This window comes from Sporosarcina sp. NCCP-2331 (genome assembly GCF_023707945.1).
GTDB classification, from domain to species: Bacteria; Bacillota; Bacilli; order Bacillales_A; family Planococcaceae; genus Sporosarcina; species Sporosarcina cascadiensis.
Genome location: NZ_BRCD01000016.1, coordinates 25,520 through 40,859, shown reverse-complemented (window position 1 = coordinate 40,859; position 15,340 = coordinate 25,520). Strand labels below are relative to the sequence as shown.

Genomic DNA, 15,340 nt, shown 5'->3' with positions numbered 1-15,340 from the left:
TTGTTATCATTTGCTTCTCATCAAGCGTAAAGAATTTAATACAACAATCACCGTCGCGCCCATATCAGCCATTACCGCCATCCACAATGTCAGCCATCCAGGGATGATCAGCAATAACGCGATCACTTTTAAACCGAGTGCTATTGAGATATTCTGCAGAATGACTTGCCTTGTGCGCTTGCTGAGTTTGATCGTGTACGGCAGCTTTTCCAGATCATCCGCCATCAATGCGATATCTGCCGTCTCGAGTGCTGTATCTGTTCCTGCACCGCCCATGGCGATTCCGATATTCGCACTCGCCAAAGCAGGTGCATCATTGACTCCGTCTCCCACCATTGCCACTTTGCCGTATTGCCCAAGTGAGTGAATCATCGCTACCTTATCTTCCGGCATCAATTCTGCTTTCACTTCAGATAGCCCTAATTGTCTGCCGATTGCGGTAGCAGTGGACTGATTATCGCCTGTCAGCATGACGGTTTTTTCAATCCCCATATGATGCAGCTTTTCAATGATTGACAGACTGCTTTTGCGGACCTGATCCGCCACAGCAATCATGCCATCAAGGCCTGTTTCCGACCAGACCATCATGACCGTCTTGCCTTGCTGCTGCAGCTCAAGTATCTGTTGTTCATAAACTGATTCAATTTCATTCAGCTCTTTGAACAGATTTGGACTGCCGACATAGACCAGCCTGCCGTCCAGATTTGCTTTTGCGCCTTTGCCCGTAATCGACTGGAAGTTTTCTGCTTCTGTCAGTCGGTTCGGCAACTTTTCCGCTGCACGCATAATGGATGCGGCAAGCGGATGCTGAGAAAACTTTTCGATAGAAGCTGCCTGCACCAGCAGTTCCTCTTCTGTCAATGAAGAAACCGATACAATATCCGTCACTTCGGGTCGTCCTTCTGTCAAAGTCCCTGTTTTATCAAATGCGATGACTGTAATCTGTCCCGTTTCCTCCAGATGAATACCGCCTTTAATCAGCACACCGTTGCGCGCCGCATTCCCTATCGCTGTGACAATGGCGATAGGAGTCGAGATGACCAGCGCACATGGGCAGCCGACTACCAAAACGACAAGGCCTTTATAGAACCATTCGCTCCATAAACCGCCCATTGCCAGCGGCGGAATAATCATAATCAATAAAGAAATCACCAGGATAGCTGGGGTATAATATTTTGCAAAGCGATCGACAAACTGCTGTGTCGGTGCTTTTTCCGCCTGTGCCTCTTCCACCAAATGAATGATTTTTGCAATCGTCGTATCTTCCGCGAGCTTCGTCACCCGCACTTGCAGCGACCCCTCTTCATTGAGCGTGCCGGCGAAAACTTCATTACCGGGCACTTTATGCACCGGCACGGATTCTCCGGTGATAGCCGCCTGATTAACAGATGAATCTCCTTGTATCACTTCGCCGTCCATCGCAATCTTTTGACCCGGTTTAATCAGAATCACATCATTGATTTGAAGATTTTCTACTTCCACTTCAAATTCCTTGCCGTTTCGCAGCACGGTGGCTGTGGAAGGAGCAATTTCAATAAGTGAGCTGATGGAACTTCTCGCTTTATCAATGGAATAGCTTTCTAGTGCCTCACTGACTGAAAACAGGAATACGACAACGGCTCCTTCTGCCCAGTCACCAATTAAAGCTGCCCCGATGACCGCAATAGTCATCAATGTTGACATGTCAAACTCTAACTTAGTAAGGTTCAGCAGCCCTTCTTTTAACAGACTATAGCCGCCGATTAGAATCGCCAGCGCAAAAAGTCCGATTGACAGCCACGTATTCCCTCCATTGACTGAAGAAACAGCATATCCTGCCACCAGCAGAACAAGCGCGGCAATCGTCGTCTGATTTTCACGCTTCTGCCAAAACGGCACATGCTGTTTAATAATTCGCTGTTTTTCAGGGAATACTTTAATACCATCAAATGCGCCCGCTTCTTCCAACTGCGAAATCGAAGCATCTCCGGCAACAGTCAGTTTGGATGCTCCAAAATTAAGCTGCACATCTTCCACTGAAACGATCTGCCGAATATTCTTTTCAAATTTCGCCGCACAGCTTGTGCATGATAAATTTTGCAGACGATATACGTTTTTCTCAGTAGCCATTCAACCAGCCCCTCCATCCATGCTCAGTTACAAAGAACATTCAATCACTCGTTTGATTGATTACTTTCAGTATATTCAATCCAATTATTATTGTCAATCAGGTTAATCAAATGATTATTTGAATAACGCGATAAAAAAAAGTCCTCGCAGGCATAGATCTTCTGCGAGGACTGCAATGTGAAATATTTATTTTGATCGAGTGATAAACATCGCCGGGACTGCCGCTTCAAATCGAACTAATTCACCAGTCCGCGGGTGCAGGAAGGACAATGCCGTCGCATGAAGACCTAATCTTCGCAGCGGATTACTCGTTGATCCGTATTTCTTATCGCCCAACACAGGGTGACCTATTTCTTCCATATGCACGCGAATTTGATTTTTCCGTCCTGTCTCAAGCAAAACTTCCAGCAATGAACACTCTTTATTAGCCTGAATTCTTTTATAATGAGTGATTGCGCGCTGTCCGCCATTATCATACTGGCTCGAATAGACTTTGAACGCACTGTTTTCAGTTAACCAGGAATCGATTGTGCCTGAAGCACTCCTCACTTTGCCTTGTACCAGCGCGGTATACATCCGCTCCTTTACTGACTCATTCCAAGAATTTTGCAGCGTTTGCTGAGCTTTTTCATTCTTGGCAAACATCATCACGCCTGATGTGTCTTTATCCAGTCTGTGCACCACAAAAATCCTGTTTTCAGGATGAATTCTACGTACATATTCCGTTACCTGCCGATATGCGGTCATCTCCTGTTCTCTTGTATTAGAAGCAACAGAAAGCATTCCCGCCTCCTTATTGATCACGATGATATCGTCATCTTCATGCAGAATGGATACGCCTGCTAATTTGGACACGTTGAGAGCGGCTTTATTACTTTGTATTTCAACCTTCTGGCCCGGCTGTAAAGAATGATTGTGCTGTGTTACTGTTTGGCCGTCCACCATGACCTGACCGCGCGTCAAAACGGATTTAACAGAATTCCGGCTGCTTTTTGACATAACTTGCAGTAAAAACGGCAGCAGCTCGGCCTGTTCCTGAACAGTGTATTCCGTTGTGTTAGATTTTTGTTGTTTTCTTTTCATAAAATTAACCTCCGACGTGGAAATGTTTTATACATTTTTTAATTAAGGCTCTTTACCAATACATGTGGTTGACATTCTATTACCTGAGCAGTTTGAGATTTGACTGTAATTGTAGAGTATATGGTAAGTGGGAAGTGACCGTTTCCCTGCGTTCCAGGCGGACGCGTGTCCTGCGGGCCCTCGGTGAGCCAAGCGAACAGCTAAGGGTTCGCTTTGCCTTAATTTCTGCGTTCTTTGCAGAAATTAAGGCAGTGATGCACGCTTTTCGCCAGTAGGCTCATAGCGTAAGGCAATCCCCCGGCGCCGAAGCAGGTCTAAACTGCAAACTCACACTTCATTCAAACTTCCTGCAAAGTCGAGCAACGAAACCCCTAATTAGTCGAGAACCGTTTTTTGTGCAGATTTTATTTTGAGGAACAATAATTTTTTCATTATAATATAGAAAAGAGACCCCTAGGCATCCGGCCTAATAGGGTCTCTTATTGTTAAAAACCGTTGTTCCGACGGTAATTAACTTAGGTTTGGCACCTATGATTCCTACTGGGCTCGAACCAGCGACCTCCACCCTGTCAAGGTGGCGCTCTCCCAGCTGAGCTAAGGAATCGAATTGAACTGCTATGTGCATACTGTGATAAACAAGTCATCTTGTATAAGCACAAATACTATAATAGCATCTTCTTCATTCATTGTAAATAGACAAATTAAAAATCGGTAATTTCCCTGATCTGCGCAGAAAAATTACCGACTTTCATATACCACTTTTACATTTGCCAGTTGAAACACTCCTTTTCGCTTACTGCATATGTGTTACAGATTCTTCTGACTGCGCCTGCTCAAAATACAAAAATTCTTCATGATCCAACTCGCTGATTCGTTCTTTATTAATCCCGTGTGCTAAATGACCTTCAAATAAATTTTCAAACCAGATGTCTTGATTCTCCATAGTTGATACACTCCTTTTTTAAAAAGCTTTTTTTCATTGGCGGTATGTAGTTCAGTATTTGTTATCGTTTTGCTTATATATAGTATAGACAGAATCAGCTTGGGCAAAACTGCGTAATTAGTCCAAAATGAATTTAGTTAATTATAGACCTTCGGCTTGTTGACTTTCATACATTATTATGTTTGATTTCATTCGTTTCCACTTTACAGCTGACATAACTAGACTAGCAAGCTATCTTACGTATTAACGTAAATAGTTCAATACTCACAAATTAATTTATGCGCTTATTTATTTATTCAGATACTTCGTATTTCAATTGATAAAAAAACTTGTCTGCTCAACTTTTCAGTTAATCAGACAAGTTTTTTATGTTAGTCCGTTACCATATTGGACGGGTTTTGTTTTTTATGACTAATAAACTGCCATGCCATCAAGATAGCGAATAGCACTAAACCAATAATATCTGTTAAGGTTTCTGGATAAATCAACAGCATCCCAGTACCTACTGTCACGATTCGCATGATCAAGTTTAATTTAAGATACCAAAAACCAATCATCCCGGCTCCAATCGCCACCATTCCCACAATCGCTGTAAAGGTCACCCATACAATTTCCGTAACACTCGAATCCAGCATCAGCATCGCGGGATTAAATACGAACATATACGGAATGATAAAGGCGGCAATTGCCAGTTTCGCAGATGTCACACCTGTCTTGATCGGATCTCCGCCCGAAATCCCAGACGCTGCAAATGCGGCAAGTGCCACCGGCGGCGTGATATCGGCAATGATACCGAAATAGAACACGAATAAGTGTGCAGAGACAGCCACCACGATTGGCACAGTTGCGCCAGGCGGCATATCAAGCATCAGCAGGGTAATAATTGCCGGTGCTGCAATTGTAGACGTAATAACATAGTTTGCAGTTGTAGGCGATCCCATTCCTAAAATGATCGCAGCTAACATCGTAAAGAATAACGTCAGGAATATATTACCGCCGGCAGCTGAAATCAAACCGGTTGCCAGACTTAATCCCAACCCTGTTTTCACGACAACTCCAACAATGATCCCCGCACAAGCAGTCGCAGCTGCGACAGCCAATGCTGTTCGTGCCCCGTCAACAAGCGCCTGAATCATATCACGAATTCCAATTCTCGTTTCTTTACTGATTGAACTGACAACAATCGTCAAAACGATACCTAATAACGCCGCTTTCATCGTAGGTATACCTGCTAATAAAAACACGATAATCCCTAGAATCGGAAGCAGCAGATATATTTTCTTCAGCGTTTCTTTCTTATTTGGAATCTGGGAAGCATCCATTCCCGCCAATCCAACACGTTTCGCTTCAAAGTGCGTCATAATCCAAATTCCTGTAAAGTACAATAACGCCGGGATCGCTGCTGCTTTCGCAATTTCCCAGTATGTTACTCCGCCAATGAACTCAACCATCAGGAATGCTGCTGCCCCCATGATCGGCGGCATAATCTGTCCGCCTGTCGAAGCTGCCGCTTCAACTCCGCCGGCAAATTCTTTGCGGTAACCAAGCTTTTTCATCATTGGAATCGTGTAAGAACCGGACCCGACAACGTTCGCTACAGAACTACCCGAAATCGTTCCTTGCAGGGCACTGGAGAAGATGGCAACTTTTGCAGGTCCCCCGGTCAGACGGCCGGCTAACACAACCGCCAAATCATTGAAATAGTTCCCTACTCCCGTCTTCACCAAGAAGGCCCCAAACAACAGGAATACGAAAATGAAGGTCGCGGATACACTGATCGGTGTACCGAGGATTCCGTCTGTTGTAAAGAACATTAATTGGACCAGGTTTTCTACACTTTGTCCTCGGTGGGCCAGGAACCCTGGGAAGTACGGACCGAAGAAAGCATAGATCAAGAATGCAACGGAAATTATCGTGATTGGCAGACCTACAGCACGTCTTGCTGCTTCCAGTGTCAATAGTATTGCCAGTATACCTATAATCAAATCAATATCGGACACCCGCCCGACACGGTAAACTAGATCATCCATAAATAAAGGCCAGTATAAGCCCACAACAATAGCGAGCAATGATAAAATAATATCGTAAAACGGCACTTTATCACGGCGTATACCAATTTTCTTTCTCGCAGGGAACAATAAAAAGATTAGCGACAACGCAAATCCCAAGTGAATGGAACGTTGGATTTGCGCAGTAAATGGTTTACCGATCGCTGTGTATAACTGAAAAATAGAAAATGCCAGTAAGCCAAAAAACACTATTTTGCTTAAAATTCCTTTTAAATCTCGTGTATTGGATTCAGGATCATATTTTTGAAGAATTTCCAGCTGTTCCTGTTCTGAAAGCGTACTCATCTCTTCATCAGACATTTTCGAAATTTCTTCTTCCCTATCCTTGTTTCTCGCCATCTATTCTGACTCCTCTCAACCACTCAAAATTCGATACTTTTGTTACATGAAAATCATAGGATTGACCTTTTTGAAGATGATCCTTTAAGTGATAATCCCTCTGTTCGTAGCGTAAAGACAAGTCGGTATTCACTCTGCCTACATACAGAACAAAAGAATCAATCACACGATCTTCGAATGTAAGCGTATAAATACCATCTTCAACCTCTAAAGTTTCGCCTTTTTCTGCGTAACCGGGCAATCCGATGGCTACGTCTTCATACTGCATAAATTCGAAACGGAGCTTCTCATTTTCAGTTATTTTATATTGCTCTTTCACATTGGACAAGTGAATGGAGTGAATATAATTTACTTGGAAATGGCGGTCTGTATGTAATGAAAGAAAGTAAGATGTCGGTTTTTCGCTCCGTACTTCTTCAAGTACAATTACTTCTTTAAATGGATAAAACAAAAAAATCAACCCGGCACCAACCGGCAGGGCCGCCAGCAGAAGAATATTTAACAGAGATTTCATCCGCTTATCCCTTCCTATTTTCACAATTAAGAATGAAGAAGGGGACGGACAAAGCATTTTGCTTTACCGTCCCTGTCCCTCATCTCAAACACCTGATACGTTCGCTTATTTTACTTCATCAAAGTACTTCTGTGCGCCCGGGTGTACTGGAATACCAATACCGTCCAAACCGTTTTCCGCTTTGATCAAAGCGCCTTTAGCGTGCTGGATCTTAGAAGCATTCTCATAGATTGCTTTTGTGATCTGGTAGCCAAGCTCTTCAGAAATATCATTTTGCATGACAAGCATTGCACCTACAGAAACTGCAGGAGTATCTTCCGTTGAACCGTAAGTTCCGGACGGGATAACTTCTTTTGCATAGTATGGATATTTTTCGATTAACTCGTCTGCTTTTGCATCTTCAACTGGTACGATGAATACTTCAGCAACTGCGTTCAAACCTTCAACCGCACCTGTTGGCGTACCTGCAGTGATGAATGCAGCGTCGATCTGGCCAGCCTGCAGACTTTCCTGTGACTCACCGAAGTCCAGGTTCTGAGGCTTAATGTCGTCCATTGAAAGACCGTGGATTTCAAGTAATTGCTCAGCGTTCGCGTAAGTACCTGAACCTGGAGCTCCTACAGAAACACTTTTACCTTTTAAATCTTCAAATGTTGTGATGTTGTTCTTCTTCAATGTAACCAATTGAACAGTCTCAGGATATAAGTTACCGACTGCAGATACTTCGTCGATTACTTCTCCATCAAACATCATTTCACCTTTTGAAGCATAATACGCGATATCAGTCTGAACGAACGCGATTTGAGCGTCGCCGTCTTTAAGCGCTGTCATGTTTGCAGCTGATGCCTGAGAAACTTCAGCTGTTGTTTTGATGCCTGTTTCTTCTCCGATAAATTCAGCAAATGAACCGCCTAATGGATAATAAGTTCCTTGTGTTCCGCCTGTTAACAAGCTCAGGAATTTGTATTCTTGTTCGGTCTTGCCTTCATCTTTGTTTCCATCTCCAGCACTCGTGTCCTTGTCTCCGTCAGCTGCTTTGTCGGTACCGCAAGCTGCTAAAACAAGAAGAGCAAGCATAGAAACCAGTGCCAAAAGGCGAATAGATTTTTTCTTCATGTCACAATCTCCCCTTTTTTCTAGTAGTCGTCATAGACAAATTCATTCTACCATGAAAGCGCTTCAGAATGTCAATATATTTCATAATTTCATAGTTAATAAGTTCGACTTCCTTGCAGTTGTCCTTTCGAGGCGCAGTGTAATAAATGTCATTCAGTTTTTTCTAAGTATGGATTTAATTAGCGTGGGTTCGGTGCTCGGCTTTGCAGGAAGTTTGAATGAGGTGTGTGTTTGCAGTTTGAACTCACTTCGGTGCTATAGATCGACGTACGCTGTGAACAGCTGTTGAAGAATTATTATTACTGATGCCTATATAAAAAACGCACAGATCTGCATTGGGCAGCGCCTGTGCGTTCATTTGATTATTGACCGTCACCGTTCCGGACGTCTTCGAAAGTCAGTCCGGCTTCCTGCAAATCGCGGGTTCTGTGAGCAATTCTTGAAGCTGCACACGCTGCTACACTTGCCACCAGATCATCAAGGAATGTGTGGATACCAATTCCTTTTTTCGTATCCAGTTCATTAATGATACCAATTTTATTCTTATCTAGATGACCGAAAGTCGTAACTGCGATAGAGCCGTATGTATAAACCGCTCCCAGCGCAATCGTCTCATCTACTCCGAACAGACCTTCATCCGACTCCACAATTTGCTGCAGCGGGGCAGATAATTGGCCTCTTTCCGCAATTTCATCCAATTCTACGCCGACCAGAATTGCATGCTGTAATTCCCGCTTGCGCAAAACATTTTCAACCGAATCAATACACTGATCCAAAGACAGCCCTTTATTATAAGGCACCTGCATTTCATAAACGATTTTTGCGATATCCTCAATTTTGACTCCCCGGCGGATCAACGCATCCTTCGCAGCAGCCGTTACGATATCTGAATGAACAATATTTTTACCTGCAACCATATAATATCCCCTCTCTTTCCTGCCAATAACTTTTTTCACTGGCATTTCACTGTTAGTTATCGGTATGATATCTACTTAGTGTACATTATTTCTGGAGGTCGTACAAAATGAACCCTGGCAAGATAGAAGAAATTCGCTTTTACAGCAAGGAACTGCAGGAAGAAATGGAATTGCTGCTGTATTTACCTTCCCGCTACTCCCCTTTATACAAGCATAATGTCATCATCGCATCTGACGGAAAGGATTATTTTCAGCTTGGCCGAATCGGACGTGTCGCAGATGAATTAATGGAGGAGGAATTGATTGAACCGGCTATTATCGTAGGGATTCCTTATAAAACAGTTGCCGAACGCAGACGAATGTATCATCCGGAAGGCGACCGCCACCAAGCTTATATCCGTTTCCTTGCGCATGAGTTAATTCAGTATATTGATGAAAGCTATCCAACATACCAAATGGGTGCAGGCCGGATGCTGATCGGTGATTCATTGGCCGCTTCCATTTCTCTGCTGACAGCTGCAAAGTATCCTAATTGTTTCGGCAAAGTTGTGCTGCATTCCCCATTTGTGAATGAACAGATACTCGAAGCAGTAGAATCTATAAAAAATCCGGCAGCCCTGTCCATTTATCATGTAATCGGAAAAGAAGAGACCTACGTCCCGACAACCGCAGACGGCAGACTGGACTTTTTAACTCCGAACCGCGAACTTCACGAGCTGATCGAAAAGAAGGGATTTCCTTATTTCTATGAGGAACTTGAAGGCGGTCACACATGGAAATCCTGGCAGCCTGACATCCGCCGCGCACTCTTACAAATTAACAGTATCTAGAGTTATTGAAGACAAGTTAGGCTATTTTCTGATATAATGGAATAGATGGACTATAAATGAAACAATTCACGAGGAGGTAATCTTAAATGAAATACGGTATTGTTGCATTTCCTACAAAGAAACTTCAAGACTTGGCAAACGGCTACCGCAAGCGGTACGACCCGCATTACTCACTCATCACACCGCATATGACGCTGAAAGAACCGTTTGAAGCGAATGACGAGGAAATTGAAGAAGTAGCAAAGGCTTTAAAAGAAATTACGATTAAAAACAGTCCTTTTGAGTTAAATGTTACAAAAGTCAGCTCATTCGCTCCGACTACAAATACGATTTACTTCAAGGTTACGCCGAACGATGAGTTGCTTAATTTACACAAAGACTTAAACTCCAATTTCTATCACGCTGAATCCAATTATGCCTTTGTACCGCATGTCACGATTGCACAAAATCTTACTTCAGGCGAGCATGATGATGTCATCAACCAGTTAAAAATGGTTGGTGTTGATTATTCTGAAGTTATCGACCGGATCCATTTACTCTATCAACTGGAGGATGGTTCATGGACAGTGTATGAAACTTTCCGACTGGATCGGGATGCTTGATTTGCTGATCACAGTGAAGATCGTTACAGATGAGCAGGGAAGGCAGGATGCATTCGCTGTCCGCAGAAAAGTTTTCGTGGATGAGCAAGGAGTGCCTTTGCATTTAGAATTGGACGAGTATGATACAGACGCAACACATTTTGTCGTATATGATGAAGAAGATCAACCGATTGGTGCCGGCCGTATGCGGGGTCTCGTCAATGCACATGGCAAGATCGAAAGAATATGCGTACTGCCGGAACACCGCGGCAAACATTTCGGTAATATGATTATGAATACACTGGAAGAACATGCGAGGGAAAACTCCATGAAAAAACTTCTGCTGAACGCACAATCCTATGCCGTGCCTTTCTATGAAAAACTAGGATATGCCGTGACCTCACCGGAGTTCATGGATGCTGATATCCCCCATCGTGCTATGGAAAAAATTCTGAAATACGACTGAAAAGAAACTAAAATACCCCTGTCAGCACGCAGCTGACAGGGGTATTTTAGATTTCTCACACATACGCGTTTACGGCTAGACCTTTTCCGACCACTTCAGCAATCTCTGGTGATAATTGAGCTGGATTGGGAGCTATGGGTCCTTTTTTCACTAATGGTCGAGGTACACGACGCTTCATGTTCCGTTCTTCCATTTGTTCTCTACGCTGTCGATCCTCGTCTTCTAATACGTCTTCCCAATAGCTTGATTCTTCATTTTGAAGACGTACCGGACTTACCCGGCCGATATAAGCAAAGTTATGACGTTCATTATTCATTCGTTCGGCGTATTGCTGTGACTGAAACGGCTGGATCGGTAAAATATATCCCATGACGTGCACCTCCTAAGAATGTATTCTTTGTTTATAGTATATCCATTTCATATCGGCCTTAAACCTGTTTTTGAAAATTTAATTAATTGCCGCCCAGCATCTTCGTTATATCGTTCATATTCAGTCCTTTTCCGCTTTGGATGATCGAGTTGACCAATTCATCTTCGACATGCTGCGGTACATCTTTTCTCGCTACCTGCCCCACTTTTTGTACGATCTTTCGTACTTGATGTTCATCCTTAAAATCAGCAAATTGAATAGCGTTGGCTAAAGCAAATACTTCTTCCATCGGGACGCCTGTCTTGGATTCTATTTTGCGAAAAAATGAATCATTCATTCTCAGAACTCCTCCTTAGATACCGCTTTTGTCCGCGATAATCAGCAGAAATAACTTCTGCCAACGATGATCAGCAAAATAAACAAAACGACAATTAAAACGAATGAAGAACCGCCATACCGTTCTCCACAGCCTCCGCCGCCATAACCTGGACCTTGACCCGGACCGTAAGATGGATAGCAACCAAACATAAAAACCCCTCCTTCCTTCTTCTCTATCGTATGCAGAGAAGTAAGAAATGGAGAGGGCGTTTTGTATTTATACATTTCCTTTTGACGTAAAAAGCAGGGCGCCGATCAAACCAAAAATAATCGCTGCGCTGATACCTGAACTGGTTACTTCAAACATGCCGGTGACTACCCCGATTAAACCGTGTTTTTCAGCTTCCGCCAGCGCACCGTGTGTCAATGCATTGCCAAATGAAGTGATAGGAATGGTTGCACCGGCACCTGCAAAATCAATCAGTGGCTCATACCAGCCAATTCCGTCAAGAATCGATCCCGTGACGACGAGCGTACATAATGTATGGGCAGGTGTGAGTTTCCCCACATCCATCAGCAGCTGTCCAATGACACAAATTAAGCCTCCTACTATAAAAGAGGTAATATAAATGGATATCATTCCGCCACCTCGCCTGCAGTTATTTCTATTGCATGTGCGATGCAAGGAATCGAATCACCTTGCTGATAGGACAACGGGGACAGCAGTGCACCTGTTGCTATCAGAAGTGCCCGCTGATACTCGCCTGCACAGAGCTTTCCATAGACATCGGAAAAGAAAACAGCAGCCGAACAGCCTGATCCGCTGGCACCGGCCATAAATGAAGGGTCTTTTCCATAAAACTCTTCTCCGGCATCCCGGAAGTTTTTCGTATGCGGCAGTCCGGCTTCATTCGCCAGAGCTTTAAAGATTTTGAAACCGTTGCTGCCTAAATCACCTGTAATGATCGTGTCATAATCGTCAATGGTTTTTCCGTGACCCGTCAAATGACTGGATAATGTAGCCATTGCCGCAGGCGCCATCGCCGATCCCATATTCAAGGGATCCGTCATTCCCATATCCACTACCTTTCCGACTGTTGCACATGTAATTGACGGCAATCCGGGTTTGTTTTTACCGATCAGCACAGCTCCTGCTGCCGTAACCGTCCACTGGGCAGTCGCTCCTTTTTGAGAACCGTACTCCAAAGGGTAGCGAAACTGCCTTTCGATTGCATTATGCTGGCTTGAAGAACCGGCCACTATCCAGTTTGCCTGCTGCGCTTCCGTGAACAGCGCGCCTGTGATCATGGAAGAAACAGACGTAGCACAGGCCGAGAATAATCCTATGTACGGGATTTCCAATGAATGCGCCGTGAAATTCGAAGGAGTCATCTGGTTTACTAAGTCACCCGTCAGAAAGAAGTCTATTTTCTGCACATCTTTTTTAGCTTTGCTCAGCGCAATCATTACTGCATCGTACATCAATTGACTGTGGCCGTCTTCATTGGTCGGTAAATCACATCTTTCATCTTCATAAACTTTATCAAATTGCTTGGCAAAAATGCTTTTCTTATTTTCTAAAGGACCTGCTGTCACCCCGGCTGAATGAATGCTTGGTTTAGTTGAAAAAGTCAGCGTGCCATTCTTCACCATGACACGACACCAAATTTCACTAAAATAGTTTTAATCAGTGCCACTACAAATGCCGAGAATACGCCGAATAAAATGACGGAACCCGCCAGTTTGAACATATTTCCGCCAACTCCGAGCACGTATCCTTCCGACTTGTGCTCAATCGCAGAAGAGACGACAGCATTGCCGAAACCCGTAATAGGGACAGCTGCGCCCGCTCCGCCAAATTGCGAAATCTTTTTATACAGACCAAACCCGGTCAGCAGCATGGAAATAAAGATCATAGTCGCTACAGTCGGATTACTTGCCGTGCGTTCGGTAAAATCAAAATAGGTTATATAGAAGAGAGCGATAAATTGGCCGATAAGACAAATCAATCCGCCTGTCAAAAAAGCCCTGACGATATTTTTAAGAAGAGGTGTTTTGGGTGATAGTTCTTTCTCTAAATGGGCATACTTTTGTTGTTCCATCAAGTTTGCTCCTTTACAATGGATTTAATTTCCTTTATCTTCTTTCCGTATTGATCTTTTTCCTTTTTATCCATCAGTTTTTCTGTCTCTAGAAGCACTTTACTGTCTGCGGAAACAGTGACATTCAAATCAGGGTACGCTTTTTCAATCTTCTTCTTCAAATCAGCGGCAATTTTTTTCTTTTGGAAGCGGGAAAAAGTATTCACCCGTATGCCTGCGATAATCTCTTTTTCATGAATAAGGGCAACCGCCAATTTAACATGATCATCCGCTTTCAAAATCTTCTCCAGCTGCTCCTTCTGATAATCCGTATTATTCTCCACTTTCGTTCCAAGTTCACTGCATCCCGCCAATAAAATGAGTACAATGAGCAGTAAATTTATTCGTTTCAAGGATATCTCCTCCTTTCCAGACAGTATGGAATAAATCAAGTTGATTTATGCATCCCTGTGCAAACGCCCTGTCATCCTGCTCCACCAGGCATAAAGTATAGAGAAAGACAAACAGGAGGTGGATTTAGTGGGATGTGAAAGAACAGAAAGTGGAAGAGATCATCACGGCTGTTGCAGTAAGTCCAATTGTATTTGTGAGGTATTACGTTTCATCAAGCGCGTCCAGAGTACTAGTCCGGAGGTGGATTGTGTAGAATGTGATACGGATTGCTTTATGGCTCCGCTCGGCAGTTTAGTCAGCCCAGCCCGCGGCCGCGTCAATACGCGTGTGTTCAGTTTATTGACAGGCAATGGAGATTATTTTAAAGCGGTATTCCGCGGCGGTAAAAGCAATCGTCCATATCCTCCAAATCCAAGAGGCTCAGCTGATGATGAAATCGGCGGCAGAAGACCAAATCCTCAGCCGGCATCAACAAGCTGTGTATCTGTGTTCTTCCGAGTGCAGAAAGTATTCGACTCTTGCTGTGCTACGATTCAAGTTTTACAGCCTTTGAAAAACAATCGTCCATTCGACATCACTAACAACGGAAAAATTTGTTATGAGAAAATTTGCCAAGTAGACGGTTTCGGACCAACTAATACTTGTTTAACTGTCGACTTGAACTGTTTCTGCGGTGTCCAATGTATAGATGACGTCTTTATTGATTTCTGTGACGAAGATTAATTCTTAACCAGTACCGCTTGCAATGCGATACAAAAGGCGAACCCGTAATGGGTTCGCCTTTTACTTGTTATATAACGAATGATTGCTGTTTCCATTTTATTTCTTGAATGTCCTTGATCTCAATTGAAATTGTCTCATCATTTTCCTGCATGGACAGGTATCCATCCTTTATTTCAAGAATCCTCCCTTTATTGACTCCTTCTTCTGTTACGATTTCAATCGGCTGGTAGAGCTCTTTACGAAATGAATGATTCAAAAAATCCAAGCTGTGCTGAATATTCAAATTGACTGCAGACGGCTGTTCTTCTATTACCTCTTCAGTCTCCGGCCGAACGTCCTCCTGCACATCCTCCCGTACATTCTCCATTTCAAAAATTGACGTGCTTTCTTCTTCCACTGCAGGCGTATAGATGAATTTTCGAATGACCGGGTTCTGAATAAACAGCAGCGGTTCTTCCTTACGCATA

19 protein-coding genes and 1 tRNA gene are annotated in these 15,340 nt (G+C 43.5%); 4 read left to right on the top strand and 16 right to left on the bottom strand.

What is annotated here, in order from left to right; all coding sequences use genetic code 11:
- Positions 1-6 precede the first annotated feature (6 nt).
- The 8 genes from NCCP2331_RS10725 to NCCP2331_RS10690 all read right to left on the bottom strand — a co-directional run bounded on the left by NCCP2331_RS10725 (position 7) and on the right by NCCP2331_RS10690 (position 9,090).
- Complete coding sequence (locus NCCP2331_RS10725) at positions 7-2,109, bottom strand: heavy metal translocating P-type ATPase (protein ID WP_251670581.1); 2,103 nt, start codon at positions 2,107-2,109, stop codon at positions 7-9.
- Positions 2,110-2,295: 186 nt separating this feature from the next.
- Positions 2,296-3,192: an RluA family pseudouridine synthase gene (locus tag NCCP2331_RS10720; protein ID WP_153720590.1), complete on the bottom strand. Its 897-nt coding sequence runs from the start codon at positions 3,190-3,192 to the stop codon at positions 2,296-2,298.
- Positions 3,193-3,723: 531 nt separating this feature from the next.
- Positions 3,724-3,796, bottom strand: a tRNA-Val gene (locus tag NCCP2331_RS10715).
- Between the two features lie 189 nt (positions 3,797-3,985).
- Entirely contained in the window at positions 3,986-4,135 is a 150-nt protein-coding gene (locus NCCP2331_RS10710; RefSeq protein WP_194841018.1) for a hypothetical protein, read from the bottom strand.
- Between the two features lie 371 nt (positions 4,136-4,506).
- Complete coding sequence (locus NCCP2331_RS10705) at positions 4,507-6,543, bottom strand: TRAP transporter permease (protein WP_228550969.1); 2,037 nt, start codon at positions 6,541-6,543, stop codon at positions 4,507-4,509.
- Positions 6,524-7,057: a DUF1850 domain-containing protein gene (locus NCCP2331_RS10700; protein ID WP_251670579.1), complete on the bottom strand. Its 534-nt coding sequence runs from the start codon at positions 7,055-7,057 to the stop codon at positions 6,524-6,526. Before NCCP2331_RS10700 ends, NCCP2331_RS10705 begins: the two co-directional genes overlap by 20 nt.
- 105 nt (positions 7,058-7,162) lie before the next feature.
- Entirely contained in the window at positions 7,163-8,173 is a 1,011-nt protein-coding gene (locus NCCP2331_RS10695; protein ID WP_153720592.1) for a TAXI family TRAP transporter solute-binding subunit, read from the bottom strand.
- 362 nt (positions 8,174-8,535) lie between these two features.
- Positions 8,536-9,090, bottom strand: coding sequence for a phosphatidylglycerophosphatase A family protein (locus NCCP2331_RS10690; protein ID WP_251670578.1), 555 nt, complete (start codon positions 9,088-9,090; stop codon positions 8,536-8,538).
- 107 nt (positions 9,091-9,197) lie between these two features.
- Between NCCP2331_RS10690 and NCCP2331_RS10685 the strand changes: the two genes are divergently transcribed.
- The 3 genes from NCCP2331_RS10685 to NCCP2331_RS10675 all read left to right on the top strand — a co-directional run bounded on the left by NCCP2331_RS10685 (position 9,198) and on the right by NCCP2331_RS10675 (position 10,967).
- Entirely contained in the window at positions 9,198-9,920 is a 723-nt protein-coding gene (locus tag NCCP2331_RS10685; protein ID WP_153720594.1) for an alpha/beta hydrolase, read from the top strand.
- Between the two features lie 86 nt (positions 9,921-10,006).
- Positions 10,007-10,522, top strand: coding sequence for a YjcG family protein (locus NCCP2331_RS10680; RefSeq protein WP_153720595.1), 516 nt, complete (start codon positions 10,007-10,009; stop codon positions 10,520-10,522).
- A complete protein-coding gene (locus NCCP2331_RS10675; protein WP_251670576.1) occupies positions 10,473-10,967 on the top strand; it encodes a GNAT family N-acetyltransferase in 495 nt (164 codons plus the stop codon). The genes NCCP2331_RS10680 and NCCP2331_RS10675 overlap by 50 nt, the downstream gene beginning before the upstream one ends.
- Positions 10,968-11,022: 55 nt before the next feature.
- Here NCCP2331_RS10675 and NCCP2331_RS10670 read toward each other — a convergent pair whose 3' ends face one another.
- The 7 genes from NCCP2331_RS10670 to NCCP2331_RS10640 form a co-directional block, all read right to left on the bottom strand.
- The gene (locus NCCP2331_RS10670) at positions 11,023-11,337 is read right to left on the bottom strand and encodes a hypothetical protein (protein ID WP_251670574.1); all 315 of its coding nucleotides are present in this window, start codon (positions 11,335-11,337) and stop codon (positions 11,023-11,025) included.
- Positions 11,338-11,419: 82 nt separating this feature from the next.
- Positions 11,420-11,674 (bottom strand): stage VI sporulation protein F, encoded by a 255-nt coding sequence (locus tag NCCP2331_RS10665; protein WP_153720597.1) that lies wholly within the window; start codon positions 11,672-11,674, stop codon positions 11,420-11,422.
- Positions 11,675-11,715: 41 nt separating this feature from the next.
- Positions 11,716-11,865 carry a YjcZ family sporulation protein gene (locus tag NCCP2331_RS10660; protein WP_153720598.1) on the bottom strand — a complete coding sequence of 50 codons (150 nt, stop codon included), beginning with the start codon at positions 11,863-11,865 and terminating at the stop codon, positions 11,716-11,718.
- Between the two features lie 67 nt (positions 11,866-11,932).
- Positions 11,933-12,295: a stage V sporulation protein AE gene (gene spoVAE, locus NCCP2331_RS10655; protein ID WP_153720599.1), complete on the bottom strand. Its 363-nt coding sequence runs from the start codon at positions 12,293-12,295 to the stop codon at positions 11,933-11,935.
- Positions 12,292-13,308, bottom strand: a complete 1,017-nt coding sequence (locus NCCP2331_RS10650; RefSeq protein WP_251670571.1) for a beta-ketoacyl-[acyl-carrier-protein] synthase family protein — start codon at positions 13,306-13,308, stop codon at positions 12,292-12,294. The genes spoVAE and NCCP2331_RS10650 overlap by 4 nt, the downstream gene beginning before the upstream one ends.
- Positions 13,302-13,757 carry a stage V sporulation protein AC gene (spoVAC, locus tag NCCP2331_RS10645; protein WP_153720601.1) on the bottom strand — a complete coding sequence of 152 codons (456 nt, stop codon included), beginning with the start codon at positions 13,755-13,757 and terminating at the stop codon, positions 13,302-13,304. Before spoVAC ends, NCCP2331_RS10650 begins: the two co-directional genes overlap by 7 nt.
- Entirely contained in the window at positions 13,757-14,149 is a 393-nt protein-coding gene (locus NCCP2331_RS10640) for a YhcN/YlaJ family sporulation lipoprotein (protein ID WP_194841020.1), read from the bottom strand. Before NCCP2331_RS10640 ends, spoVAC begins: the two co-directional genes overlap by 1 nt.
- Positions 14,150-14,276: 127 nt before the next feature.
- Here NCCP2331_RS10640 and NCCP2331_RS10635 point away from each other — a divergent pair, with 127 nt between their 5' ends.
- Positions 14,277-14,873: a CotY/CotZ family spore coat protein gene (locus tag NCCP2331_RS10635; RefSeq protein WP_153720603.1), complete on the top strand. Its 597-nt coding sequence runs from the start codon at positions 14,277-14,279 to the stop codon at positions 14,871-14,873.
- A 67-nt stretch (positions 14,874-14,940) separates the two neighbouring features.
- On the opposite strand, the gene NCCP2331_RS10630 is transcribed toward NCCP2331_RS10635, so the two are convergent.
- Positions 14,941-15,339, bottom strand: a complete 399-nt coding sequence (locus NCCP2331_RS10630) for a hypothetical protein (protein ID WP_153720604.1) — start codon at positions 15,337-15,339, stop codon at positions 14,941-14,943.
- Between the last annotated feature and the right edge of the window lies 1 nt (position 15,340).

Excerpts from the sequence above, each read along its gene's own strand:
- NCCP2331_RS10725 (WP_251670581.1), bottom strand. The coding sequence starts at position 2,109 with ATGGCTACTGAGAAAAACGTATATCGTCTGCAAAATTTATCATGCACA.
- NCCP2331_RS10720 (WP_153720590.1), bottom strand. The coding sequence starts at position 3,192 with ATGAAAAGAAAACAACAAAAATCTAACACAACGGAATACACTGTTCAG.
- NCCP2331_RS10710 (WP_194841018.1), bottom strand. The coding sequence starts at position 4,135 with ATGGAGAATCAAGACATCTGGTTTGAAAATTTATTTGAAGGTCATTTA.
- NCCP2331_RS10705 (WP_228550969.1), bottom strand. The coding sequence starts at position 6,543 with ATGGCGAGAAACAAGGATAGGGAAGAAGAAATTTCGAAAATGTCTGAT.
- NCCP2331_RS10700 (WP_251670579.1), bottom strand. The coding sequence starts at position 7,057 with ATGAAATCTCTGTTAAATATTCTTCTGCTGGCGGCCCTGCCGGTTGGT.
- NCCP2331_RS10695 (WP_153720592.1), bottom strand. The coding sequence starts at position 8,173 with ATGAAGAAAAAATCTATTCGCCTTTTGGCACTGGTTTCTATGCTTGCT.
- NCCP2331_RS10690 (WP_251670578.1), bottom strand. The coding sequence starts at position 9,090 with ATGGTTGCAGGTAAAAATATTGTTCATTCAGATATCGTAACGGCTGCT.
- NCCP2331_RS10685 (WP_153720594.1), top strand. The coding sequence starts at position 9,198 with ATGAACCCTGGCAAGATAGAAGAAATTCGCTTTTACAGCAAGGAACTG.
- NCCP2331_RS10680 (WP_153720595.1), top strand. The coding sequence starts at position 10,007 with ATGAAATACGGTATTGTTGCATTTCCTACAAAGAAACTTCAAGACTTG.
- NCCP2331_RS10675 (WP_251670576.1), top strand. The coding sequence starts at position 10,473 with ATGGTTCATGGACAGTGTATGAAACTTTCCGACTGGATCGGGATGCTT.
- NCCP2331_RS10670 (WP_251670574.1), bottom strand. The coding sequence starts at position 11,337 with ATGGGATATATTTTACCGATCCAGCCGTTTCAGTCACAGCAATACGCC.
- NCCP2331_RS10665 (WP_153720597.1), bottom strand. The coding sequence starts at position 11,674 with ATGAATGATTCATTTTTTCGCAAAATAGAATCCAAGACAGGCGTCCCG.
- NCCP2331_RS10660 (WP_153720598.1), bottom strand. The coding sequence starts at position 11,865 with ATGTTTGGTTGCTATCCATCTTACGGTCCGGGTCAAGGTCCAGGTTAT.
- spoVAE (WP_153720599.1), bottom strand. The coding sequence starts at position 12,295 with ATGATATCCATTTATATTACCTCTTTTATAGTAGGAGGCTTAATTTGT.
- NCCP2331_RS10650 (WP_251670571.1), bottom strand. The coding sequence starts at position 13,308 with ATGGTGAAGAATGGCACGCTGACTTTTTCAACTAAACCAAGCATTCAT.
- spoVAC (WP_153720601.1), bottom strand. The coding sequence starts at position 13,757 with ATGGAACAACAAAAGTATGCCCATTTAGAGAAAGAACTATCACCCAAA.
- NCCP2331_RS10630 (WP_153720604.1), bottom strand. The coding sequence starts at position 15,339 with ATGCGTAAGGAAGAACCGCTGCTGTTTATTCAGAACCCGGTCATTCGA.